The 24,503-nt window shown below is 45.6% G+C and carries 22 protein-coding genes, 2 pseudogenes and 1 other annotated feature; of the genes and pseudogenes, 9 read left to right on the top strand and 15 right to left on the bottom strand.

The window, feature by feature from the left end; all coding sequences use genetic code 11:
- Window positions 1–97: 97 nt before the first annotated feature.
- From M654_RS08130 to M654_RS23520, 5 genes are all read left to right on the top strand, one after another.
- Entirely contained in the window at window positions 98–688 is a 591-nt protein-coding gene (locus tag M654_RS08130; protein ID WP_026586422.1) for a CYTH domain-containing protein, read from the top strand.
- A complete protein-coding gene (locus tag M654_RS08125; protein WP_026586421.1) occupies window positions 685–1,317 on the top strand; it encodes a lytic transglycosylase domain-containing protein in 633 nt (210 codons plus the stop codon). Before M654_RS08130 ends, M654_RS08125 begins: the two co-directional genes overlap by 4 nt.
- A gap of 288 nt (window positions 1,318–1,605) precedes the next feature.
- On the top strand, window positions 1,606–2,004 hold the full coding sequence (locus M654_RS08120) for a globin domain-containing protein (RefSeq protein ID WP_026586420.1): 399 nt from the start codon (window positions 1,606–1,608) through the stop codon (window positions 2,002–2,004).
- On the top strand, window positions 2,001–2,903 hold the full coding sequence (gene spxH, locus M654_RS08115; RefSeq protein ID WP_026586419.1) for a protease adaptor protein SpxH: 903 nt from the start codon (window positions 2,001–2,003) through the stop codon (window positions 2,901–2,903). Before M654_RS08120 ends, spxH begins: the two co-directional genes overlap by 4 nt.
- Before the next feature lie 411 nt (window positions 2,904–3,314).
- Window positions 3,315–3,482, top strand: a complete 168-nt coding sequence (locus M654_RS23520; protein ID WP_026586418.1) for a hypothetical protein — start codon at window positions 3,315–3,317, stop codon at window positions 3,480–3,482.
- 45 nt (window positions 3,483–3,527) lie between these two features.
- Here M654_RS23520 and pepF read toward each other — a convergent pair whose 3' ends face one another.
- Window positions 3,528–5,354 carry an oligoendopeptidase F gene (gene pepF, locus M654_RS08110; protein WP_328700284.1) on the bottom strand — a complete coding sequence of 609 codons (1,827 nt, stop codon included), beginning with the start codon at window positions 5,352–5,354 and terminating at the stop codon, window positions 3,528–3,530.
- A gap of 214 nt (window positions 5,355–5,568) precedes the next feature.
- Complete coding sequence (locus M654_RS08105; protein ID WP_026586416.1) at window positions 5,569–6,717, bottom strand: competence protein CoiA family protein; 1,149 nt, start codon at window positions 6,715–6,717, stop codon at window positions 5,569–5,571.
- A 117-nt stretch (window positions 6,718–6,834) separates the two neighbouring features.
- Here M654_RS08105 and M654_RS08100 point away from each other — a divergent pair, with 117 nt between their 5' ends.
- Both M654_RS08100 and M654_RS08095 read left to right on the top strand, forming a co-directional pair.
- The gene (locus tag M654_RS08100) at window positions 6,835–8,457 is read left to right on the top strand and encodes an ATP-binding protein (RefSeq protein WP_026586415.1); all 1,623 of its coding nucleotides are present in this window, start codon (window positions 6,835–6,837) and stop codon (window positions 8,455–8,457) included.
- The gene (locus tag M654_RS08095; RefSeq protein WP_026586414.1) at window positions 8,454–9,176 is read left to right on the top strand and encodes a response regulator; all 723 of its coding nucleotides are present in this window, start codon (window positions 8,454–8,456) and stop codon (window positions 9,174–9,176) included. The genes M654_RS08100 and M654_RS08095 overlap by 4 nt, the downstream gene beginning before the upstream one ends.
- Window positions 9,177–9,198: 22 nt before the next feature.
- On the opposite strand, the gene M654_RS08090 is transcribed toward M654_RS08095, so the two are convergent.
- The 6 genes and pseudogenes from M654_RS08090 to M654_RS08065 all read right to left on the bottom strand — a co-directional run bounded on the left by M654_RS08090 (window position 9,199) and on the right by M654_RS08065 (window position 14,816).
- A complete protein-coding gene (locus tag M654_RS08090) occupies window positions 9,199–10,704 on the bottom strand; it encodes a tripartite tricarboxylate transporter permease (protein ID WP_026586413.1) in 1,506 nt (501 codons plus the stop codon).
- Window positions 10,705–10,727: 23 nt separating this feature from the next.
- Window positions 10,728–11,183, bottom strand: coding sequence for a tripartite tricarboxylate transporter TctB family protein (locus M654_RS08085; RefSeq protein ID WP_026586412.1), 456 nt, complete (start codon window positions 11,181–11,183; stop codon window positions 10,728–10,730).
- 81 nt (window positions 11,184–11,264) lie between these two features.
- Entirely contained in the window at window positions 11,265–12,290 is a 1,026-nt protein-coding gene (locus tag M654_RS08080) for a tripartite tricarboxylate transporter substrate binding protein (RefSeq protein ID WP_026586411.1), read from the bottom strand.
- A gap of 249 nt (window positions 12,291–12,539) precedes the next feature.
- Entirely contained in the window at window positions 12,540–13,685 is a 1,146-nt protein-coding gene (locus M654_RS08075) for a family 8 glycosyl hydrolase (protein ID WP_152520957.1), read from the bottom strand.
- A 379-nt stretch (window positions 13,686–14,064) separates the two neighbouring features.
- Window positions 14,065–14,703 (bottom strand): adaptor protein MecA, encoded by a 639-nt coding sequence (gene mecA, locus M654_RS08070; RefSeq protein ID WP_026586409.1) that lies wholly within the window; start codon window positions 14,701–14,703, stop codon window positions 14,065–14,067.
- Window positions 14,685–14,816 (bottom strand): annotated as a pseudogene (locus tag M654_RS08065) (hypothetical protein). The gene mecA and the pseudogene M654_RS08065 overlap by 19 nt, the downstream one beginning before the upstream one ends.
- A gap of 167 nt (window positions 14,817–14,983) precedes the next feature.
- On the opposite strand from M654_RS08065, the gene M654_RS08060 reads away from it, so the two are divergent.
- Window positions 14,984–15,646, top strand: coding sequence for a TerC family protein (locus tag M654_RS08060; protein ID WP_026586408.1), 663 nt, complete (start codon window positions 14,984–14,986; stop codon window positions 15,644–15,646).
- A gap of 41 nt (window positions 15,647–15,687) precedes the next feature.
- On the opposite strand, the gene spxA is transcribed toward M654_RS08060, so the two are convergent.
- From spxA to M654_RS08025, 7 genes and pseudogenes are all read right to left on the bottom strand, one after another.
- The gene (spxA, locus tag M654_RS08055; protein WP_009328833.1) at window positions 15,688–16,083 is read right to left on the bottom strand and encodes a transcriptional regulator SpxA; all 396 of its coding nucleotides are present in this window, start codon (window positions 16,081–16,083) and stop codon (window positions 15,688–15,690) included.
- A 174-nt stretch (window positions 16,084–16,257) separates the two neighbouring features.
- Window positions 16,258–16,836 (bottom strand): GNAT family N-acetyltransferase, encoded by a 579-nt coding sequence (locus M654_RS08050; protein WP_026586407.1) that lies wholly within the window; start codon window positions 16,834–16,836, stop codon window positions 16,258–16,260.
- A 223-nt stretch (window positions 16,837–17,059) separates the two neighbouring features.
- On the bottom strand, window positions 17,060–17,983 hold the full coding sequence (locus M654_RS08045; protein WP_026586406.1) for an ABC transporter ATP-binding protein: 924 nt from the start codon (window positions 17,981–17,983) through the stop codon (window positions 17,060–17,062).
- Window position 17,984: 1 nt separating this feature from the next.
- Entirely contained in the window at window positions 17,985–19,046 is a 1,062-nt protein-coding gene (locus M654_RS08040; protein WP_026586405.1) for an ABC transporter ATP-binding protein, read from the bottom strand.
- A 13-nt stretch (window positions 19,047–19,059) separates the two neighbouring features.
- Window positions 19,060–19,977 (bottom strand): ABC transporter permease, encoded by a 918-nt coding sequence (locus M654_RS08035; RefSeq protein ID WP_026586404.1) that lies wholly within the window; start codon window positions 19,975–19,977, stop codon window positions 19,060–19,062.
- Window positions 19,978–19,981: 4 nt separating this feature from the next.
- Complete coding sequence (locus M654_RS08030) at window positions 19,982–20,917, bottom strand: ABC transporter permease (protein ID WP_026586403.1); 936 nt, start codon at window positions 20,915–20,917, stop codon at window positions 19,982–19,984.
- Window positions 20,918–21,015: 98 nt separating this feature from the next.
- A pseudogene (locus M654_RS08025) lies at window positions 21,016–22,644 on the bottom strand (peptide ABC transporter substrate-binding protein).
- Window positions 22,645–23,099: 455 nt separating this feature from the next.
- Window positions 23,100–23,321: a binding site (T-box leader), on the top strand.
- A 49-nt stretch (window positions 23,322–23,370) separates the two neighbouring features.
- Between M654_RS08025 and trpS the strand changes: the two are divergent.
- Window positions 23,371–24,363 carry a tryptophan--tRNA ligase gene (gene trpS, locus M654_RS08020; RefSeq protein WP_026586402.1) on the top strand — a complete coding sequence of 331 codons (993 nt, stop codon included), beginning with the start codon at window positions 23,371–23,373 and terminating at the stop codon, window positions 24,361–24,363.
- Window positions 24,364–24,503 lie beyond the last annotated feature (140 nt).

Below are 24,503 nucleotides of genomic sequence, written 5' to 3'. Positions count from 1 at the left end.
AGTTTCATTTTATCATATCAGAATCAAGATTGATAAACGTTCCCTCTCACGAGATAATAAGAGAAATGTCATTTCAAACAATTGAGAGGAGTAGAAAATGAGTCAGGAACTCGAAATAGAATTTAAAAATATGCTGACAAAAAAAGAATTTGAACAAATAAAATCACATTATCAATTTTCTGCCGGAGAGTTTTTCACACAAAAAAACCATTATTTCGATACGCCGTCTTTTTCATTAAAAGAAAAAGGAGCGGCTCTGAGAATTCGCGAAAAACAAGGCCGGCATGTGCTGACATTAAAAGAGCCCGCTCCCGTCGGGTTGACGGAAACCCACCAGCAGCTGTCCTTTAAGCCTGACCCAGAATCATTTCAAATCCCGGACGGTCCCGTCTCCGACCGTCTGAAGGGCCTCGGTGTTGCACCAGGAAGCCTCGCATACTTCGGTACGCTTGCAACAGACCGCGCCGAAAAAAAACTGCCGCAGGGGTTAATAGTTTTGGATCGCAGCCGATACTTAACAGTAGAGGACTACGAACTGGAATTCGAAGTCGCTGATTATGAAAAGGGAAAGCATGATTTCAAAGCACTTTTACAATCATTCGGCATCCCTGAGCGACATACCAAAAATAAAATCGTCCGTTTTTATGAGCAAAAACGAGAAAGGATAAATAAGGTGGAAAAACAATGAACATCAATCTAGCCGCCCTTCTGGAACTTCAGGCGATTCGCTCGTTTTATCAAACGTCAGGCAGCACTTCCGAAGATACGGATTTTGACTTCAGCTCGATTTTAAATCAATATTTAGCGAATACAGGCAGCCTCTCGCAGGGAACACTTCCAGCCGTTCAGACGGCATCCGGGTCCCTTCCGGCGGAAAAAACCGCGCCTGTTGCCGCCGCATCATCCACCGCTCAAAAAACCGTTTCTTTTGGCGACCAAAATCAAAAAATTGACGAGATCATCAAACAAGCCGCTGAAAAATACGGTGTGGATGAAAAGCTGATTCACGCCGTCGTCAAACAGGAGTCTGGCTACCGGCAGCAGGCGGTCAGCCCGTCCGGAGCCATGGGGCTGATGCAGCTCATGCCGTCGACGGCAAAATCGCTCGGTGTCAGCAATGCTTTTGACCCCGTTCAAAATATTGAAGGCGGGACAAAATATCTAAAGCAGATGCTTGATAAATACAGCGGGAATGTCAACCTCGCCTTGGCTGCGTATAATGCCGGACCTGGAAACGTTCAAAAGTACGGAGGGATTCCGCCTTTTAAAGAAACGCAAAATTATGTAAAAAAAATCACCGCGAATTACTACGCCTGAGCCGGAAAGATTTCTTTCCGGCTTTTTGCCGCCCATAAAAAAAACCTCCAAATGAATCCTCCAAGTATAAAAAATACACATTTAATAAACGAATATGATATGATATTTCATACAAAACAAGCGATTCCATTCCGCGGGCTAAAAGTCGGTTTATTTGTAGAAATGGAACGGGGTTGCTAAAATAAGTATATACAATCTTGAAATAATAAATGATGCACAAGATAAATATTTTTTTGCAATGGGAATCGTTATTTTTTCCTATTAGCCATTTTAAAAGGAGTAGTCAACATGGGACAATCGTTTAACGCACCTTATGAAGCGATTGGAGAAGAACTTCTATCGCAACTTGTTGATACTTTTTATGAGCGGGTGGGACGGCATCCGCTGCTCTCGCCGATTTTCCCGGATGACTTGACGGAAACGGCGAGAAAACAGAAGCAATTTTTAACGCAATATTTGGGAGGCCCGCCGCTTTACACAGAAGAACACGGACACCCGATGCTGAGGGCTCGGCACCTTCCGTTTCCAATCACACCTGAACGGGCGGATGCGTGGCTTTCCTGTATGAAAGAGGCAATGGATCATGTCGGTTTGAATGGCGAAATCAGGGAATTTCTTTTTGAAAGGCTGACATTGACAGCCAGACACATGGTAAACCAGCCTAAAATGGAGGATGGTTCACATTGACGGTTAATCAGCGTGACCAGTTTTTCTCCCATTGCCACGGACACCCGCAAAAGCCGATGGAAATTTATATGTTTGTCGATCCGCTATCTCCGGAATGCTGGGCTTTGGAGCCTGTGATCAAAAAATTAAAGATCCGCTACGGCCGTTTTTTCACATTGCGCATGATTACCGCCTGCAGCATTACGGCGTTAAATGTCCAAAAGCGAAAGAAACACCGTCTCGCAGAGACTTGGGAAAAAATCGCCTGCAGGTCGGGAATGTCCTGCGACGGTACGCTTTGGTATGACAATGCGCTTTCCGCTCCATACCTTGCCTCCCTTGCCCTCAAAGCCGCGGAGCTGCAAGGCAGAAAAGCCGGGCTTCAGTTTTTGCGAAGCATGCAGGAAAACTTGTTTCTCAATCAGCAAGATATTACCGATGAAGAAGTGCTGTTTCACATTGCGGAAAACACACGGCTTGATGTGGAAGAATTTAAAAAAGACCTTCATTCACAAAGCGCTGTTAAAGCCCTGCAATGCGATATGAAAATCGCTGCCGAAATGGAAGTCGAATCCGTTCCGACGCTTACCTATTTTAACAGCCTCCGCGAAGCGGAGGGGTTAAAAGTAACCGGAAATTATTCATATGATGTATATGAAGAAGTGCTGTTTGAAATGCTCGACGATGAACCGAAGCCGTCGCAGACGCCGCCGCTCGAATTGTTTGTTGAATACTTTCAATTTGTGGCGGACAAAGAAATTGCTGTCGTGTATGATTGGTCCCTTGAGGAGGTCGAACGCGAAATGAAAAAGCTTGCTTTCGCGCGAAAGGTCGAAAGGGTCGAAGCCAAACACGGCATGTTTTGGCGCTATGTAAACGAAAACGACGATGCCGGGCCGCTCTATCAGTGTGAAAAATGACACGGGATTCCCCGTGTTTTTCTTTTTCTAAAATACCAAACATATGTTCTTTTTAAAAACAGTAAGAAACCGCGCCGGGATAAGCGCGGTTTCTATTATGTCTTAACGACAACAAAGGGGATGGGAGAAATTTTTCACGGTCAAACAAAGGGGTAAATGTTTGTTTGTGATCAATTTCACATCATTATAATATCAAATCATGTCGACTTTTGACAACTGATTTTATTACTTTTCACATTTTTGTCACAAAACATAAAAAATAGATGTCCATCATATGATGAAAGTAGGAAAGAAAACGCCTGTGCTTCACAAGGTGCAGGAAGCCTAAAGCCCCGGCGATTCACAGATTTTCCGCTCCGCCTTTACGCTTTTTTTGATTTTAACATTTTATCAGTCCATAGGAGGGTTTTTATGCTGCAAATTGTTTTGGGACTTGCATCAATATTGGTTTTTTTTATATTAAATATTTTAGGCTTGATGCAGATGCTTCCGCTTTATATCACATCCCCCCTGCTGTTTGTATCCATCCTTTTTACGATCAGCCGCTTCAACCACAGAAAAACATTTAAAGGATTTTAACGCGAAAAAGCCGCCGGCAAAAGGCAGCACCGGCAGGCTTTCATATTATGGATTAAGCTTAAGCAGCAGCTCTTCCATTTCATCGAGCTGTTTTTCAAACGTTTTGCATGCGGCTTCAATCGGTTGTGACGACGTCATATCAACGCCCGCTTTTTTCAGCACTTCAATCGGATAATCCGAGCTGCCCGCTTTTAAAAATTCGATATAGCGGTCAACTGCTGGTTTGCCCTCTTTTAATATTTGCTGGCTTAAAGCCTGGGCTGCACTGAAGCCTGTCGCATATTGGTATACATAGTAATTGTAATAGAAATGCGGAATTCTTGACCATTCAAGACCGATTTCCTTGTCGAGCTCAATATGATCTCCAAAGTACTTTTTGTTCAAATCATAATAGATGCTCGTCAACAGCTCAGGAGTCAGCGGCTCCCCTTCCTGGGCCCTGACATGGATCTCATGCTCAAATTCGGCAAACATCGTCTGTCTGAACACCGTTCCTTTAAATCCTTCAAGCATGTGGTTTAAAATATAAAGCCGCTGCTTCTCATCCTCAAGTGTATTCAACAAATATTCTCCCAAAAGGGCTTCATTTGTCGTTGAAGCCACTTCAGCCACGAAAATGCTGTAGTTGCCGTACGGATACGGCTGATATTTTCTCGTATAATAGCTGTGCACTGAATGGCCGAATTCATGAACGAGTGTAAAGAGGTTGTTGACGTTGTCGTGCCAGTTCAGCAAAATATACGGATTGGTTCCATATGTTCCGGAAGAATAGGCGCCGCTTCGCTTCCCTTTATTTTCATACACATCGACCCAGCGGTTGTTTAAGCCTTCTTTCAGAATCGATGTATAGTCTTCTCCCAAAGGTGCGAGACCCTTCAGCATATAATCTTTTGCCTGTTCATATGTGACCTTCATACCGGCATCTTTCACAAGCGGAGTATACAGGTCATACATGTGCACCTCATCAAGTTCAAGCACTTTTTTTCTGAGCTCGACGTATCGATGCAGGAGAGAGAGATGTTTATTGATCGTTTCGACAAGGTTATCATAGACTTCCTCCGGGATGCTGTTGCGCGACAGCGCCGCTTCCCTCGCCGATTTATAATGTTTAACTTTCGCATAAAAATTGTCTTTTTTCACCGCTCCGCTGAGCGTTGAAGCAAGCGTGTTTTTAAAGCGTCCGTACGTCTCGTACACCGCCTTGAAGGCAGCGCGTCGGACATCACGGTTGTCACTCTCTAAAAAGGTAATATAATTACCGTGTGTCAGCTGCTGTTTTTCCCCGTTTTCATCCGTAATCTCCGGGAATTCCATATCGGCGTTGTTCAGCATTCCGAATGTATTTGACGGTGAAGAGAGGACATCTGAAACCTCGGCCAAAAGCCCTTCTTCCTTCTCACTCAGCACATGCGGGCGCTCTTTGTTAATTTCTTCGAGCGCATGGGAATAAAGCTTTAATTCCTCTTTTTCTAAAAGGAACTGCTGCAGCTTTTCCTCTTGAATCGACAGAATTTCCGGCACCATATAGGCTGTGGCGCTGGCCGCCTGTGTATAAAGGTTGCCCGCTTTATCATTAAGGCCTTGATAAAACGAATTTCCCGTATCTTGATCATAGCGCATATGTGCGTAAGTATACAGCTTGCCGAGCCTTTCCATCACCTGATCCTGAAACGTCAGCGCTTCATACAGATCATCGGCTGAATGGCCGAGCTTGCCCTTGAATTCGGAGAGCTTAGGCAGCAGCTCTTTCACCGCTTGAAATTCCTCATTCCAAGCGTCATCGGTCGGGAAGATGTCCTCGAGTCTCCACGTGTCTTCTTGCTTTACCTCATCTCTTTGAGGCAGTTTCTTCGCTTGTTTTTCTTCAGCCACTGTAATTCCCCTCGCTTTCTTTACTCCAAGTCCATTGTTGCGCAATAAACTTGTATTGTGTTTATCTTCTGTTTTTTCACCGTCTTTTGTCAAATCATTTGCCAAAAAAATCATGCTTGACACCGCGACTAAACAACAAAATACATATCTTTTGATCTGAAACAGGCTAAAGACACCACCTTCCTTTCCTTAGATTGAACGAAAGGCATGGTTGTCATTCGGAAAAATACCATTCGTCACTCTTGAAAAGCTCCGAAAGCCGTGTTTTTGCAACAGGCAAACAGGCGGGATAATAAACTTCTTTCTCTTTCTTTAAAAATCCTTTTTCACAAAGGAGACAAATGTATTCACTCACGGCTCCTGACGCCGTCTCCCGTCCGTTCCACCTCAACTTCAGTTTGCCGCTTGAAATGAGTTTGTTCATGAAAGAAACGGCTGAATTCAGGCGGAAGGAAGACTGCTTCACAAGATGCAGATAAAGGTGGCCTTGCCATACATAAACCGGATGGGCAAATATATAGCCCTTTGATAAGGGAAGAAAAACTTCAGACGGAAAAAAAGGAAGCGGAACGCGAAATTTTTCGTAAAACAATGCAGCTATGTCTTTTTCATCTTTTGATAAAAAGCGCCGGGATGTCGTGCGAAATTTGAGGAGATTCCTCTTCCAGGAATGAAGCTGATAAGGGGAAGGCCTGACAGCGGAACGCAAATCACCGATCGTTGTTTGCTTGAGAGGGAGAAACCTTACCGTTGCGGATATTTTGTTTTTCAAAAACGGGATTAAATGCTCAAGGACAAGAAAAGCCTTTTGATCGGGGCAAAAAAACAAAAGCCTCGGGAGCTTTCTGCCGGTCCCGCTGAACTGCCAATGAAAATGTGAAAGCTGAAAAAAACTGCCCGTCAAGCGCTTCACGCGGTTTGCACCGATGATCCAGAGCGGCTCAATCCCGAGTTTCAGGAAGCCGTCCGTCCTTTTTCGATGCTCCGCCTTGCTGAGATTCGCACATTGAAACTCAACGGCTAACCGGCTGTCCGCAGAGCTTACAAGCAAATCCGGCCTCTGTCTGATCTGATCCAAATAAGGTTCCAGCACCGGATTGAGCCCTTGCCGACTGAACCATTTGTACAGGAGCCTTTTCCCTTGCAGATGATAGAGGCTTTCCGGCTCATGTGAAACAGGACATGTTGAATCCGGCTTATGGGCAAAGTGATGCACCTTTTGAACGCCGATTTTGAGATCGAGCTCATGATGGCAGACCGGACAATAAAAAGCGTGTTTTTTTCTCAAGCGGTTGAGTTCATCTGCGCTGTATCCGTCGGCAAGACAAATCAGCCGCCCTTCATTGTTTTGTGCGCTGAACACTTCTTCTCTCTCCTTTCTTTATTTAGTATTCAACAGATGTACGGTCTCCCCTTTTTCTGAAAACGCTTCAAATTTAAGCTGATTTTATATAAAGTAGTATTATAGAGCACGAAATAGATGGGAAAAGGAGTTTTTGATATAAAAAAGAAACTGACCACAAAACTGACATTGCTCATTCTATCATTGCTGTTCATCTTGCTTTCTGTCATGAGCGGACTTTATCTATTGATTTTAGAAAATTCTTTAAAAACGCAAATTGAGGCCAGAGCGCTCGATATGGCGAAAACGCTCTCCCAAATGCCATCCGTACGGGAAGCCTTTGAAACGCCCGATCCTTCAGAGACGCTGCAGCCGATTGCAGAAAAAGCGAGAAAACAGTCCGGTGCCCAATATGTGGTCATCGGCTCGGTCGATTCGATCCGCTATGCTCATCCCGATCCGGAAAAAATCGGCAAGCGGATGGTCGGCGGGGACAATCAACGAGCCCTTAAAAAAGGCGAATCATACGTTTCCGAAGCCGTCGGCACACTCGGAGCAGCCGTCAGGGGAAAAGCGCCGATCCGCACGGAAAATGGAGAAATCGTCGGCATCATCTCGGTCGGTTTTTTAAAAGAAAACATCCAGGATATCGTTTATCAATATCAGACGAAACTCATATTTTTATTGGGATTTGTTGTGCTGATGGGGGTTTCGGGAGCCGTCTATATTTCCCGCAATGTAAAAAAATCGATTTTCGGCCTTGAACCATATGAAATTAATCAATTATATACGGAAAAACAAGCGATTACCGAATCTGTGCACGAAGCATTGATCGCCATCAACAAACATGAAGAAATCACCCTTTTGAATAAAAAAGCCTGTGAACTGCTCGGCGCAGAAAGTGAAGACCAATGGCTGGGCAGGCCGATTGCCGAGCTTCTGCCGGACACGCTCCTTCCGGAAGTCTTGAAAACGAAAAAAGCCCAAAAAGACCAGGAATTAACGATCGGAAACGAAGAGCTGATCGTCAACAGGGTCCCGATTTTTGAAAAGGAAAGCATCCGCGGCGCTGTTGCGAGCTTCAGGAGAAAGACGGATATCGACGAACTTTCGAAAAAACTGGCGCAGACATCGCAATACGCGGAAGGGCTGAGAGCGCAGACCCACGAATATTCAAACAAGCTCAATACGATCGCCGGCCTGATCCAGCTTGAAAGCTATACTGAAGCGCTTGAATTAATCCAAAAAGAAAACAAAAGCCATCAGGATATGCTGCACTTTTTGATTCATTCCATACCTGACCCGCTTCTTTCAGGTCTCTTACTCGGTAAAATCAATCGCGCCAAAGAGCTCCACATCAACTTGGAAATCGATGAGAGCTCAAAAATAGACGCATTGCCGCCGGACATGGATCAGGGTAAATTCATTACGATCCTGGGGAATCTCATTGAGAACGCATTTGACGCCGTCTCTCAAAAGAAAGAGCGGAATATCCTCGTGTTTTTATCTGATGGAGGGGATCATATCCTGATCGAAGTCGAAGATTCGGGAGACGGAATTCCCGATGCAGACACAGAGCGGATTTTTCAAAAATTTTATTCGACAAAATCTGCAACTCACCGCGGTCTCGGGCTCTTTTTAGTAAAGGAAGCTGTCAATGCATTAAACGGAGAAATTAAAGCGGGCAAAAGCGAGCTTGGCGGAGCATTGTTTACTGTCGTGATTCCAAAAAAAAGAGAAGTGCTGGGGGTAGAAAGATGAAAGCACTGCAAGTTTTTATTGTTGAAGATGATATCAAAAACGCTGATATTCATCAAAAGCTGATCAGCAAAATTGAAGGGTTTTCCGTCGTCGGCATCGCCGAAAATTTTCAAGACGCCAAAGATTTGCTTCCGGTCGTAAAACCCGACCTTGTCCTGCTCGATATTTTTTTGCCGGATGGCTCCGGGATGGAGCTTTTATGGCTGATCAGACAGAAGCTGAGACGCACCGATGTCATGATGATTACAGCGGCCAAGGAAGTGGAATATGTTGAACAGGCGATCCGCGCCGGTGCGGTTGATTATTTGATTAAGCCGATCATGTTTTCCAGATTGAAAGAAACGCTTTTAAACTACCGTTCATACCGATTGAAAGTGAATACGCTGTCATCGATTGACCAGACGGATGTCGACACATTGATGGCGAAAAGAAAGAGCATGATGAAAGAAAAGCGGACAGCGGAAGATACCTACCCGAAGGGCATTGATGGACTGACATTAAAAAAAGTCGCCGATGTGTTGCAGAGCAGCGACAATGCCGACGGTGTCACGGCTGAAAATCTCGGCCGGACAATTGGTATCAGCAGAACGACCGCAAGGCGCTATTTGGAATTTTTAGCATCTGAAAAGCATGTCAAAACAGAACTTTACTACGGAACTGTCGGACGCCCTGAACGCAGATACAAGCCTGTTAAAGCAAATGAAAGTCCGGAAGCGTAGCGTTCCGGACCATCAAATTTTTTTACCCTTCGACATCGATCGATTTGTTTTGCCGGTTTCTCATTGCCCGGGAAATCGGCGGCACGATCAGAGACAGGAGTGCCACAATCAATAGACCGACTGTGACAGGGCTTTCGAAAAAGATGGACAGTCTCCCGGAAGAGAGTGTCATTGCCTGTCTGAACGACTCTTCCATCATACTCCCTAAAATAAAGGCCAAAATAAACGGAGCTGCCGGAAAGGAAAGAACCCGCATCAAATAGCCGAGGATGCCGAAGAAGACCAAAATATAGAGATGGACAATATTAAAGGTCACAGCATAAACACCGATCAAACAGAAGACAAAAATGAGCGAAATCAAGAGCTGCTTGGGAATCAGTAAAATTTTTGCCAAAAAAGGAATGAGCGGCAAGTTCAAAATCAGCAAAAACAAATTGCCGATGTACATGCTGGCGATCACGCCCCAAAAAACGTCAGGATGATCAGTCAGCATAAGCGGCCCCGGCTGAACACCGACGACGAGAAGCGCACCGAGCAAAACGGCGGTTGTTCCTGATCCGGGAATTCCGAGTGTCAACAGCGGGACAAACGCTCCGCTCGTTGCCGCGTTATTAGATGTTTCCGGCGCGGCAATCCCTTTAATATTGCCTTTGCCGAATGATTCAGGATTTTTCGAGATACGCTTTTCTGTAATATACGAAATAAATGAGGCGATCGTTGCTCCTGCACCCGGCAGGACGCCAAGCAGGAATCCGATCACTGAATGCCGTGCAATCGGCCCGGAAATCTCTTTCATTTCGCTTTTTGTCACCTTCAGGCTGCCGACTTGTGAGGCTTCGTTTGTCATCGGCTTGTTTCGCGTTTTAATTAAAAAGGCGACTTCAGCCAAGGCAAACAGTCCAAGGGCGACGATCAAAAAATCGATTCCTTCCAGAAGGCTTGCTGCACCGAAGGTAAACCGCTCTGTTCCCGTTTGCGGATCAATTCCGATCGTGGCGGTCATAAAGCCTAATGTTGCCGAAATTAACGCTTTGACGGTCGATCCTTCCGACAGGCTGGAGATCGCCACCAATCCCAGGAGCATCAGGGCGAAATATTCGGTCGGTCCAAATGTAACGGCGACATTGGCCATCGCCGGAGCGACAAGCATCAGGGCAACGACGGTAATCGTACCGCCGGCAAACGAACAAATGGCAGCTACGGCCAGCGCCTTTCCTGCTTTCCCCTGCTTCGCCATCGGATATCCGTCAAACGATGTGGCAACGGTTCCGGCCACACCGGGTGCATTTAAGAGAATGGAGGATGTCGAGCCGCCAAACACCGCGCCATAATAGACACCGGCCATCAAAATCAAAGCGGAGGCGGGATCCATCCCATAACTTAACGGAATCATGATGGCAATTGCAGTGATCGGTCCAAGCCCAGGAAGCATGCCGATCACTGTCCCGATCAATACGCCTAAAAATGCAAACATGATATTTTGCGGGGTCAAAGCCACCTGGAATCCGTATAAAATACTTTCTAACATGCACTTCCCTCCCTACTCGTTTATTAAAAAGGCATAACCCCCTGCGGTAGCATAATGTTCAGCAAATAATGAAATGAAACATAAATGGCGCTGCTGAAAATGAGCGAAACGGCGGCGGCAGTTTTCCATTTGCGATAGCCCAATACCGCCGGCAGGACGATCAGCAGCAAAACGGTTGACAATAAAAATCCAATGATCTCCAGCACCGTAATATAAATGATGAGAGAAGCGACGCAAAAGACCATCACCTTTACATCCTGCTTCTTTAATTGAAACAGCTTTTTTGCTTCCGTGTCTTTCTTGTCCTTTTCAAAAAACAAACAGATCCCGAGTATGACAAGCACTACGCCGAGGCTTTTCGGCAGCACGTCCGCGTCAATGACGGCGTACGGATAACTCTCCAAATTAAAGCTGAGCGCCAAATAGACGGCGGCTACAGCCAAAACCACGACAGATACGCCCCGGTTTGTGATCCTCATTGGTCTACACCAGCCTTTCTCGATTTCTGACAAGCCGGCGAAGCTTCGCCCGGCTTGCCGTCTGAAACGATCACATCGTGTTTATTTGGCTTCATCACCAAGCCCGATCTCATCAAGCAAACTTTTCATTGCTTTGTGTTGGGCATCAAGATATGTTTTGAATTCCTTATGGTCCATATATTTGTCCTCCCAGCCGTAGCTGTCCCGAATCGATTTCCAGCTGTCTTTTTCCATCATCTCTTTGATTTTCTTCTCATAAAACTTGACAGCTGCCTCACTCATTCCGGGCGGTCCCATAAAACCTCTCCATACGGTGAATTCGTCATCGATTCCCTGCTCTTTTAATGTCGGAAAGTCTTTGACGGTCTCCCCTTTCATTCGCTCCGGCGCGGTGATGGCCAGCACCCTGACCTTTCCGGCTCTCGCTTGTTCGGCGGCTTCACCGACCCCTGTCGAGTAGACATCCGCTTTTTTGCCGAGCAGCATGCTCATGCCGGCGCCGTCTTGCGCCGTAATATACTTGAGCTGCTTCGCATCAACACCCGCTTTTTGGACGGCGCTGACAAATTGCATATGGTCCATGCTTCCCGGTGATGACGTCCCGACAATCGAAACAGACTTCGGATCTTTTTTCAGTGCTTCAATCAGATCTTTCATAGATTGATATGGCGAATCTTTATGAACGACAAACGCGCCGTAATCGGCAATCACGCTTGCGATCGGTGTGAAATCTTCATGGCCGTATTGAGATTGTCCGTTTAACGGGACGAACAAGAGCGGCGGTGATGTAACAAAGAGCGTATGATTGTCGCCTTTTTTGCGGTGGACATACGACCAACCTGTCGCTCCCCCGCCGCCCGGTTTGTTGACGACAGCCATCTTGTCAATCAATTGTTCTTCACCCATGATTTTTGCCACAGTTCTGGCCGTTGTATCCCATCCCCCGCCGGCTCCGGCGGGCGCAACAACCTCAATCGGTTTTGAAGGTTTAAAATCTTTTTCTTCCCCGGCTTTATTGTTTGAAGCTGCGTTTCCGCCGCATCCTCCCAAAATGAGCGCAAACACGAGCAAAATCGTCAAGCCGCAAAGTTGACCCCTTTTTGACATTTGTGTTCCCCCTTTATTGTAATCGCTTTCATTATAGCTTCCTTATCTTTTCGTGCACAGTTTAACTGCATAAAATTCTTTTTGTTCATAATGTTCACAAAAAACCTTCCCCAAATATAGATTGCAGGCAATTTACCTCCATTAAAGGGTAGGATAGGCTCACAACGGCGGGATCAACTTCTGCTAATTAATAAACCCTTCTCCGCAGAGAAGGGTCAGTCTTTCAATTTGATATTACACACACATTCTTTAAGGAAGATACATCGTAAATTTGCCGTTTGCTACCAGGCTGTTCAGCATGTACAGGCAGGATCCGTAATAATCGTCAGGAATATAGGCGCTGTTAAACACATTGGCAAACCCTGTCCTTAATGAGGCATCGCTTGCTGCAGTCGCTCCGCCTGCATTGGCGGCGATCAGCCCCACCGGACTTCCTCTTTTAACGGCCGTCCCATTCAGCGTATATTCATGGGCCGTTCTCCCGAAGTTTTCCCGTTTCATAAACGTCAAGAACTTGTTAACCGCTTTTTGCTCGCTGGCGCGATATGCGTTATCTGCCGAGGACCAAAGTGTATAATCCATCGCGATGTGGGACACCGTCCGCCAAGCATCATAGCTGAAATTTCGGTCTGTTTCCGTTGAGGAATGTGCCGCATCGCTTACACCGTCGAAGCCGGCTTCATCAGGAAAGAGCCCTGTGGCGGCATTGGTGACGGATGATCCGTTATTTAAAACACTTTTAAACGTCGTTTCTGACAAGTATGTTCGAGATTTGTTTGCTGCCTCTTTCCAAAAATACTGCTGGCTGCTTCTGGCGCTTTTAGCGAATAACTCGAAAAAAGCAGGAACGTGGTAGGAAGGATCCGTCCAATTGACATAAGGGCCGAATCGAACCATCTCCTTGCTGTTTTTAATAAAAACTCTCGATTCCTTGCCAGCGTTGGCGTATTCGCCAGCACCGGCCAAAGCGTCAAGCAGGTCTTGGGCCCGCGCTTTGTAATCATACGGGTACTCTTTATCACCCCAGCGGTCAGACGCCATAAGAAGCGCTGCCGCAAACCAGACTTCACCGTCAGATGCAACATTCTGATCAATGGTTTGCACGTCTGAGCTGTTCGTTTTCATATGCCAGCGATGGTAGCCGTACAAACTGTCATTTTTCTCGGAATGGCGCATATATTTGCGGACGAAATCCCATAGCCTTTGGAACTTATACTCATCATTCATTTGCAGCGTCATCATCATCCCGTAGCTCATACCCTCTGTTTTGACACTGTAGTAACCATTGCCCAGGTTATCGTCCGTCATCGAAGTGATATAAGCTGAACCGTCCTTCATATAATGAAACAGCGATCCGCCTTTCTCATCAAAATACTTTTTATAGGCCTGATTCAAATTGTTTTTGCCCGTTGGTCCGAGAAAAATATACGGCTGCCATGGCTGTTTGAGAAAAAGCGGCACAAAAACATGTTAAACCAATAAAGACAGCCATAATCCATTTTAAACATCTTCGCTTCAAATCGTTCTCACATTCCAAAATTTGTCATGATACCTCATCCATCTTAATCAATGAAGCGGGAAGTGTATAGATGATATTGACCTATTCGGTTTGGGCCGAAATGATTGGAAAGTGTGAAGCCGTTTGAATGATGGAGAATGGGAGGAGTGAAGTTGCGGGAACTTAAGCTTATCATGATCTTTTTTGTTCCCATCGTTGCTGACTGTGTAAAGGAACGGAGAAAATTAAAGCCGGCTTCAAAAGAAACCGGCTTTTTTATGCAAAGTGCTTTTTTATTGTATGAAGAGCATGATTTGCTGCGATCAGTTTTCCATACTCCTCCAGCATGTGAATCGTCATTTTTGATTCTGAGGCGTATTCCAGCAAAATGCTGAGCTGATTTTCAACCTCTTCATCAGGCAGTTCATTGAAATCCACGAATAAATAATAGCGGTTTTCATGAGAATACAATGTCGTTTGGCAGCCGACGACGGTCATTTTTGACAATGAGATGACATCCTCAAAATCAGCAAATTTTAATACGAATTGCAGCTTCTGCTCTTCGGCATCCTCTTCCTTTTGAAAATCTTCCAGCAATGCATCGAGGCTTTCTTCTGCTGCATCTTGCTTTTTATCTTCAGGAATCGGCAGTTCTAGCTTTTGTCCGTCTTTGGAAAGCTGAGCTCTTGTGACAATGATTTCCAACCCTTTATCAAGGGCCTGCACTTGAATCCAAAGGGGGCCTTCAACGGCAAACTCTTCTTCTTCGTGCACTTCGTCCATCATTTCCCAAAACAGCTCTTCACTGCGTTCACGATTGTACCAGATTTCTTCCCTGTCAAACCCCCGGTCTTCTATATCACCGTAGGAAATATAAAACTTAACCGTATGTTCGTTTATTCTTTCGATTTCCATTTGCCAACCTTCCCTTCTTTGTATGATGGTGAAGGGATAACTAAGCTCCCAATTAATTGTACTTTACTACACTTTACCCATTACGTCCACTTCTTAACCTTATCCCTGAACAATCTTTAATTTCTATTTTATGATAAAAAAGGCGCAAAAGAAATAAAAATGCATAAAAGACAAGCAAACATAATTTCCGCCCCGCTTCATATATTAATTGTACAAGCAGAGCTGAAGATGACGGGTTCTAAAAAAAACGGGCCCGTTTAGCAAAGAGAGGTGCCAGTTGATGGAACACGATGTGTTGATGTCATTCCTTGTCATCATCGGAATCGACCTCATTCTCGGCGGAGACAACGCCGTTGTCATCGCAATGGCCAGCCGCAATTTGCCTCCCATGCAGAGACAAAAAGCGATCATCATCGGCACATGCATCGCCATTTTCATGAGAATCATGCTGACTGCAGCCGCAGTGTATCTGCTGACAGTTCCCTATCTGCAATTGATCGGAGGAATCTTCCTTCTGTATTTAGGATACCAGCTCCTGATTGAGAAAAAAGATACCCAGCATGTCAAAAGCGGGACATCCCTATGGAAAGCGATTCGCATTATTGTGGTGGCTGATTTGTTCATGTCCTTAGATAATGTCATCGCTGTGGCCGGGGCCTCGCATGGGCGGCTGATGCTCGTCGTTGCCGGACTCATGATTTCGGTGCCAGTTATTATTTGGGGCAGCAGGCTGATTCAGGTCGCCATGGCCAAATTTCCGCTGTTGCTATACGCCGGCAGCGGTCTGCTCGCATATACAGGCGGCGAAATGATCGTCAGAGAGCAGGAGCTGTCTTCCTTTATGGCCAAACACGGCATGATTGAAATGCTGCTCCCCGTCCTAACAGTTATTTTTGTGATTTTAGCCAGTATTTATTATGAACAACTTAGTGAGAAACATTAAAAAGAAGGCTGAAAAATTTCAGCCTTCTTTACTCTTCACAATTAATTGGCCAGACGCTGCGCTTCCCTCAATTGGAATGTGCGCACTTTGCGAGGCAGGAAGCGGCGGATTTCGTCCTCATTGTAACCAACCTGCAATCGTTTTTCGTCGATGATGATCGGACGGCGCAACAGGCCTGGATGTTCATTGATGAGCTGGTAAAGCTCTTGCAGAGGCATTGTTTCAAGGTTGACGTTCAACTTTTGGAACACTTTTGAACGAGTTGAAATGATCTCGTCGGTTCCGTCTTCCGTCATCCGCAAAATTTCTTTTATCTCATCAATTGATAAAGGCTCTGAAAAAATATTTCTTTCCGTAAATGGAATATCATGCTCTTCTAACCATGCGCGCGCCTTTCTGCATGACGTGCAGCTTGGTGATGTATATAATGTAACCATATGCTTCACTCCTTAAAAAGTAGAATGAAATAGCGCATTCTTAAATTGAAATTAATCTAAAAAAGTAATCTTTATAGAGTATTATACTATAAAAAAGTAAGTGTGAACAGTCTGTAACAGAAATTTTTTGACAATCCTGCGACTTTTGTTCTTTTTGCCTATTCTCATTCTCAACTAGTTTAGTTCATCGAAAATGTTCTTTTGTTTTTGATCATCAACGATCTTCAGGACATCATCGACATCCTCAAACGATTCTCCATACCATTTTTCATCTTGATATGTATGGATTTTTTCATACGTTTCTTTCATCGCTTCATATACTTCTTCTTCCGTGTTTGAACGGGGAGACCAATATAAAATCTCCATTTCACTGACTTTGCCGGTGGCAAGCGACCGGCGCCGGTAACCAATTGACTCAGCGTGTTTAAAGTTTTGCTTTTGGTAAAATTTGAGACGCTTTGCCGTATCTGCATCCTCTTCGTCCACAGGTTCGACTTCGAGAAGGATCGGCTTGTTTTTCTTTTTCAGCTTTTCGAGCAGTTTTGAGCCGAGACCCTGGCCTCTTGCATCTTTAGAAACGAACAGATAGTCGATGAAGATAAAGGAATCAAACTCGGCATACATCAGCACGTGATGACGGCCTTCTTCTTTATGGTAAATATCGTTTTGTTCCTTTAATAATGCCTCCATATGTTCTTTTGATTTCATTTCTTCAACGGGAAAATACTCGCTAAGCTTTTCATACCAGTTCATTGATTTGCTCCTTATGATGTTCTTATGATTCACACCTTAGATATACCCGCTTTCTCTTTAGTTTAAACAATTTCTTTTAAGCATCAGGAGCAGATCAAGCTGAGCATGTTACCTATATATACTAAGACGAACGTCCGCGGCGAAGGTTTCATTTTTTTTTCACAAAAAAACGGAGCATCTGTTTTGCTCCGTCAAAAAGGCAGCCATCAGGCCGCCTTCTATATTATTTCGATTGGTACGCTTTGAACTCTTCTTCAGAACACATGACAAAATGTCCGGGCTTCACTTCGCGAAGCTCCATCTCTTCCCCGTCTCTCAGCTTATGGACGGACGGATCATACGTTTTCCGCATACGGTTGCGCTCGTAATCCGGATCCGGAAGCGGAATGGCTGACAAAAGCGATTGTGTATAAGGATGAAGCGGGTTCTCGTATAATTCATCGGCCGGCGCCAATTCAACCAGCTTGCCAAAATACATGACGCCGATCCGGTCGCTGATGTATTTCACCATCGACAGGTCATGAGCGATGAAAAGGTAGGTCAATCCCCTCTCCTTTTGCAGATCCTTCATAAGGTTGACGACCTGAGCCTGGATCGAGACGTCAAGCGCTGAGATCGGCTCATCGGCAATGATGAATTCAGGCTCGACCGCAAGAGCCCTGGCGATTCCGATCCGCTGGCGCTGTCCTCCGGAAAATTCGTGAGGATAGCGGTTTGCGTGCTCTTTGTTTAAGCCGACAAGATGGAGCAACTCGTGCACCCGTTCAAGCCGTTCTTGCTTCGATTTTGCCAGGCCGTGAATATCGATCCCTTCCGCGATGATATCGGCGACCGTCATCCGCGGATTCAGTGAAGCATACGGGTCCTGAAAGATCATCTGCATCTTCCGGTTGAATGCAAGAAGGTCTTTGGCAGACTTTTTGTCGTGCACATTTGTTCCTTTGAATAGCACCTCACCGGATGTCGCTTCATATAAACGAATGATTGTCCGTCCTGTCGTCGATTTACCGCAGCCGGATTCACCGACAAGGCCGAGCGTTTCTCCTTTATAGATGTCAAAAGAGATTCCGTCTACAGCTTTCACAGTTCCTTTAGGCGTTGAGAAATGCTGTTTTAAGTTCTTGATTTCAAGCAGTTTTTCCGCCATATCATTCACCTTCTTTCACTTGAACCGGTTTTTGGTCTTGAAACTCCCGCATTTTGCTTTTGACGGCCGCAGGCGGTTCAACCTTTGGAGCGTCAGGATGCATGAGCCATGATTTGACATAGTGTGTGTCAGATATTTTAAACATCGGCGGTTCTTGTTCAAAATCGATTTTCATTGCATAAGGGCTTCGCAATGCAAATGCGTCCCCTTTTGGCGGTTTCGTCAAATCAGGAGGCGAACCCGGAATCGCCATCAATTCTTCATCACCGTCATTGTCAAGGCTCGGCATTGAAGCAAGCAGCCCCCATGTGTAAGGGTGTTTCGGGTTGTAGAAAATTTCATCAACCGTTCCGATTTCAACAATCTGGCCGGCATACATAACGGCGACACGGTCGGCCACATTGGCGACGACGCCGAGATCGTGCGTAATAAAAATGATCGATGTATCAATCTTTTTCTGCAAATCTTTCATCAGTTCCAAAATTTGCGCCTGAATCGTCACATCGAGCGCTGTCGTCGGTTCATCAGCGATTAACAGCTTCGGATTGGCGGCGAGCGCCATCGCGATGACAACCCGCTGCCTCATGCCTCCGCTGAATTCGTGAGGATATTGATTCACACGCCGTTCAGGCATCGGAATCCCAACGAGGCTGAGCAGCTCGACCGCCCGCTTATTCGCGTCCTCTTTTGAAATCTTTTCATGTTTAAACAGTACTTCGGTGATTTGGCGGCCGACTTTCATCGTCGGGTTCAAAGACGTCATCGGATCCTGAAAAATCATACCGATGTCTTTGCCGCGAATCGACTGCATTTCCTTCTCTGTTTTCGGCACCAAATCTTCTCCGTCGAATAAAATTTGTCCTTTTTTAAAGTAGCCCGGCGGCATTGGAATCAGCTTCATAATCGCCTGTGAAGTGACGCTTTTGCCTGACCCGGATTCTCCGACGATCGCAAGCGTCTCTCCTTTGTCAACGTGAAAGTTGACACCGCGGATCGCCTGGACTTCGCCGGCATATGTTTTAAAAGAAATGGCCAAATCTTTCACTTCAAGTAAGTGTTTCATCTATCTCACTCCTTTATTTACGAAGCTTCGGATCTAAAGCATCGCGCAATCCGTCGCCGATAACGTTAAATGCAAACATGGTCAAACAGATAAATGTAGCCGGGAAAAACAGGCGCCATGGATAATATTCCAAGCCCTGCACACCGTCGGTTGCCATCGTTCCCCAGCTCGCTAACGGCTGCGGGACGCCGAGGCCAAGATAGCTTAAAAACGCTTCATAGAAAATCGCCGTAGGTACGGTCAATGTCATGGTGACCAAGATCGGGCTCATGATGTTTGGAAGCAGGTGTTTCCTGATGATGCGGGAGTTTTTCGCGCCCAATGTTCTCGACGCCAGGACAAACTCCTGGTTCTTAAGCTGAAGCACTTGTCCGCGCACGATTCTCGCCATGTTGATCCAGCCGGTGATGACCATGGCAACGATCATCGTGATCAAGCCTTTCCCCATGACAACGAGCAGCAGGATCGTCATTAATAAGGATGGAATCGCCCATAAGATGTCTGCTATTCTCATCATAATTTCATCCGTACGTCCGCCTCTGATGCCGGAAATCGCACCCCATATCACACCGATCAAAACGTCGATCAGCGCAGCAGCGAGTCCGATTGTCAGCGAGATGCGTGCGCCGACCCATGTTCGGACAAACACGTCTCTTCCAAGGTCATCTGTTCCAAACCAGTGCTCCGCGCTTGGCGGCTGATTCGTATTCGTTAAATCTGTCTCTTCATATTGAAAGCTCGAAAACATCGGCGCAAAGATGGCCATTAGAGCGATCAGGATCAGAATCACCAGCCCAAACAGCGCGAGCTTGTTTTCTTTAAATCTCAAGAATACATCCGTCCAAAACGAAAGGTTTTTCTTAGAGATCTTTTCGGCTTCGCTATGGTCAACAGCTGCAGGTTCAAACATGTCTTTTGGTATTTGCTGCATCCTTTTACTCCCCTTTCTTAGCGCCAAACAGTTTGATGCGCGGATCGATTAAGCCGTACAAAAGATCGACAAGCAAGACGCACAGCAAAAGAATCGCCCCGAAAAATACGGTGACACCCATGATAACCGTATAGTCGCGGTTTGTAATGCTTGTGACAAAGTGCATGCCCAGTCCCGGGATACCGAAGATTTTTTCAACGACAAACGTCCCCGTCAAAATGGATGCCGCCATCGGCCCCATATACGTCACGACAGGCATGATGGCATTGCGGATCGCATGCTTAAAGGTAACCGCTGACGTGCTTAACCCTTTCGCACGCGCCGTGCGGATATAGTCGCTGCTCAGCACTTCAAGCATGCTTGAACGGGTCAGGCGGGCGATAAACGCCATCGGCATTGAGGCGACTGCGATTGCCGGAAGCACGGTATGTCCCCATGACTCCCATTGTGCGACAGGGAACCAGCCCAGTTTCATCGCCAGCACATACTGCAGAAGCGCCGCCATGATGAAGTTCGGCACGGAAATACCGACAACGGCGATAATCATCGCACTGTAGTCCTGCCATTTATTCCTCTTCAGCGCTGCGATCACGCCGAACAAAACACCGAATGCCAAGGCGAGGCAGATCGCTTCCAACCCAAGTGTAAAAGAGATCGGAAAGCCGGAGTTGATTAAGTCGTTTACAGTTTGTCCTTTATATTTAAATGAAGGCCCAAAATCCCATTTCATAACCGATACTAAGTAATCGAGATATTGTTTAAATAGGGGCTGGTCTAAACCATAGTAAGAATTGAGGCTTGCTTCAATTGCAGGAGGAAGTTTCTTCTCGCCTGAAAAAGGTCCGCCCGGAATTGCTCTCATCAGGAAGAAGGTAGCTGTTACAATAACCCAGAGAGAAATCAGCATATATACGAGACGACGGCCTAAAAATTTAAACATTGTTACACACCTCCGAATATTCAGTCTATTAACTTCTTTTCATAAATAAAAGTATATGGGGGGAAACTCCTAGGCCCCATATACTTTTTGATGCAGTTTTATTCAAAATACGCTGTTTTGAAATAGATCTCTCCAGTCCCTGTCAGAACAACGCCTTTTAAGTTTTCATCTTGCATATAAGGCATTGTGTAGAAGTAAATCGGAGCGATCGGCAGTTCATCCATAATGATGCTTTCGGCTTCTTTCATCAGCTCGATGCGTTTATCGTCATCGGTTTCTGTGGAAGCTTTTTCAAGCAATTTTTTGTATTCTGCATTTTCCCAGTTTGTATCATTGTTTCCGCCTTCTTTGTCACGGTATGTTTCAAGGAAGTTCATCGCGTCGTTGAAGTCGGCGATCCAGCCCATGCGGCCGATTTGATAGTTTCCGGTATGGAGTTTATCAATGTATACGTTCCATTCCTCATTGCCTAATTCAACATCAACGCCTAGATCCCTGCTCCACATTTCCTGTACGGCCTGGGCGATTTTTTGGTGGCCTTCATCCGTATTGTAGGAAAGCGTGATTTTCGGAAGGTCGGACGCCTTTTTCAAACCGAGTTCTTTCAAGCCTTTATTCAAGTATTCTTTTGCTTTTTCAACATCGTGATCTTTGAAATAACCTTTGTTTGACTCAAACCCGGTGACAGCCGGCGGAACGAATCCCATCGCCGGAATCTGTTCAGCCTGTGTGATGTTTTTAACGATCGCCTCGCGATTGATCGCGTATGTCAAGGCTTTACGGATGTTGACATTGTTCAATGGAGCAGCTTCCGTATTGAATTTGTAAAGGTAAACGGCTGCGAACGGATCGATATGCAAGCCTTCTTTTTTCAGGCTTGGAATCGCATCTGTCGGAATCTCATCAAGTGGCTGTCCGACGAAATCAATCTCGCCTTTTTTGTACATGTTGAGGCCGGTGTTGGCGTCGTTGACCATCGCCATGTTGATTTTCTTCAGCTTGACAGCGTCTTTATCCCAGTACTGGTCGTTTTTCTCCAGCACGATGCTTCCGTTGTGCTTCCATTTCGTCATTTTGAAAGGTCCGTTGGATACGTAGTTCTCGTCGGCTTTTGTATACCATTTCGGATTTTTCTCAGCGACCTTTTTATTGACTGGCATATATGTGTAGAATGCCGTCAATTCCGTAAAGTACGGTGTCGGTTTTTCAAGCTCGACTTTCAACGTCTTGTCATCAACTGCTTTAACGCCGACATCTTCAATTTTGCCTTTGCCGGTGTTCGCCGCTTCACCGCCTTTTAAGTAGTAAAGCTGGTAAGCGTATTATGACTCATTTTTCGGGTCAAGTGCCCATTTCCAAGCGTATTCAAAATCCTCCGCTGTTACAGGATCTCCATTTGACCATTTCGCGCCATCGCGGATCGTAAACGTGTATGTCTTCTGATCATCGCTGACTTCGATTTTTGACGCGGCAGCTTCAACCGGCTTTCCGTCTTTGCCGATTGTCGTCAATCCTTCAAAAGTCTGACGAAGTACGTTTGCAGAAACCGAATCGTTCGCAAGTCCCGGATTGAGTGAAAACGGCTCGGTTTTAATGTTTACATTCAATGTGTCTTTGCCTTTGCTGTCTTTTTTACCACCATCGCCAGAGCTTGAGCCGAAGCCGCAGGCGCTGAGAACGAGAGTGAAAATAAGCATTAAACTGATTAATGACCAACGCTTCTTCAAAAAGAAACCCCCCTAATTCATATTTTTTAGTTCCTTACTCCTGAACATTCAGATTTATCATAAAAAAGTATTAGGCCCACTTGCCATACTTTTTTCTCTGTTTCGTCTATTCTGAATATTTTTATGTAAAGAACCTGTAACACCGAAGTGAACAAATTCATTATAATTAATAGAATAATTTATTGCAATATTAATTTTCAATTATTTTTTTATTCAAACAATTTAACTTTGTCAGTTTTTCTACCAATGATACAAATATACTTCTCTGTATTAAAGCGTAAACACACTAAAATGAAAGTCGATATTTAACAGAAAGAAACGTTTTACACATATAACATTTACTATTCGTTATAAAGAATTCACCACTGTCAGGCCGACTCTTCTCATCCCGATATTGTTTTTCTTTTTGGAGCCCCGTGACATTCATTTCGAATTTATATATAATAAAATTATGGATAAATGCTTTGAAAAAGAAGAGTACACATTTCTCCCCATTTACAGAGAGTTCGCGGGGCTGGGAGCGGATAATGGCGAATGTGGAATGGGCTTTGGAGCAGCTGACCGAACACGTATAAGTAGGCTCAGCCGGAGCAGGCTTCGTTAACAACGTTTAAAGTGATTTCATTTTGATCATAATGAAATAATCAGGGTGGCACCGCGGTTCATTCGTCCCTTTCTTAAGGGAAGGGTGGGCCTTTTTATTTTGAAATGAAAAGAGGGATTCATATGAAGAAAACGATATTTTCCGGAATTCAGCCGAGCGGCTCTGTTACGCTTGGCAACTACATCGGTGCGATGAAGCAGTTTGTCGAGCTGCAGGATGATTACAATTGCTATTTTTGCATCGTTGACCAGCATGCGATTACGGTTCCGCAGGACCGCCTCGCATTGAGAAAAAACATCCGCAACTTGGCCGCGCTTTACTTGGCCATCGGCCTTGATCCGGAGAAGGCGACGCTGTTCATCCAATCCGAGGTGCCGGCGCATGCCCAGGCAGGCTGGATGATGCAGTGTGTCGCCTATATCGGCGAGCTTGAGCGGATGACTCAGTTTAAAGACAAATCACACGGAAAAGAAGCCGTCGTCTCCGGTCTCTTGACATATCCCCCGCTCATGGCGGCCGATATTCTGCTGTATGGCACAGACGTCGTTCCCGTCGGCGAGGATCAGAAGCAGCATCTTGAGCTGACGAGAAATTTGGCAGAACGCTTCAACAAAAAATACAATGACATCTTTACGGTTCCCGAAGTGAAGATTCCGAAAGTCGGCGCCCGCATCATGTCGCTTGCCGACCCGCTCAAAAAGATGAGCAAATCGGACCCGAACCAAAAAGCATTCATCACCCTGCTTGACGATCCAAAGCAGCTTGAGAAAAAAATCAAGAGCGCCGTCACCGATTCTGACGGAATCGTGAAGTTCGACAAAGAAAACAAACCGGGCGTCTCCAATCTGCTGACCATCTATTCGATTCTCGGACAAGTCTCAATCGATGAGCTTGAGGCCAAATACGAGGGCAAAGGCTACGGCGAATTTAAAACCGATCTCGCCGATGTCGTCGTCGGCGCCCTGAAGCCGATACAAGATCGGTACTATGAATTGATCGAATCTGAGGAATTGGACCGGATTCTGGACGAAGGCGCCGAACGGGCAAAGCAAGCGGCGGGCAAAATGCTAAAGAAAATGGAAAACGCGATGGGGCTCGGCCGCAAAAGACGTTAAGCAAAAAACACCTTCTTGATTGCTTCTGCAATGAGAAGGTGTTTTTCATAAAGAACAGGCCTGCACGGCCGCAAAATGCGATATTCCTATAATTCGCGTTGATGAAAACATGCCTCTGGTCCTGCAGAAGCCGCTTTTTC

Source organism: Bacillus sp. NSP9.1 (genome assembly GCF_000465465.2).
Taxonomy (GTDB): domain Bacteria; phylum Bacillota; class Bacilli; order Bacillales; family Bacillaceae; genus Bacillus; species Bacillus sonorensis_A.
Note: the sequence above shows the minus strand (reverse complement) of the source record. Positions and strands in the feature narration are given on the sequence as shown.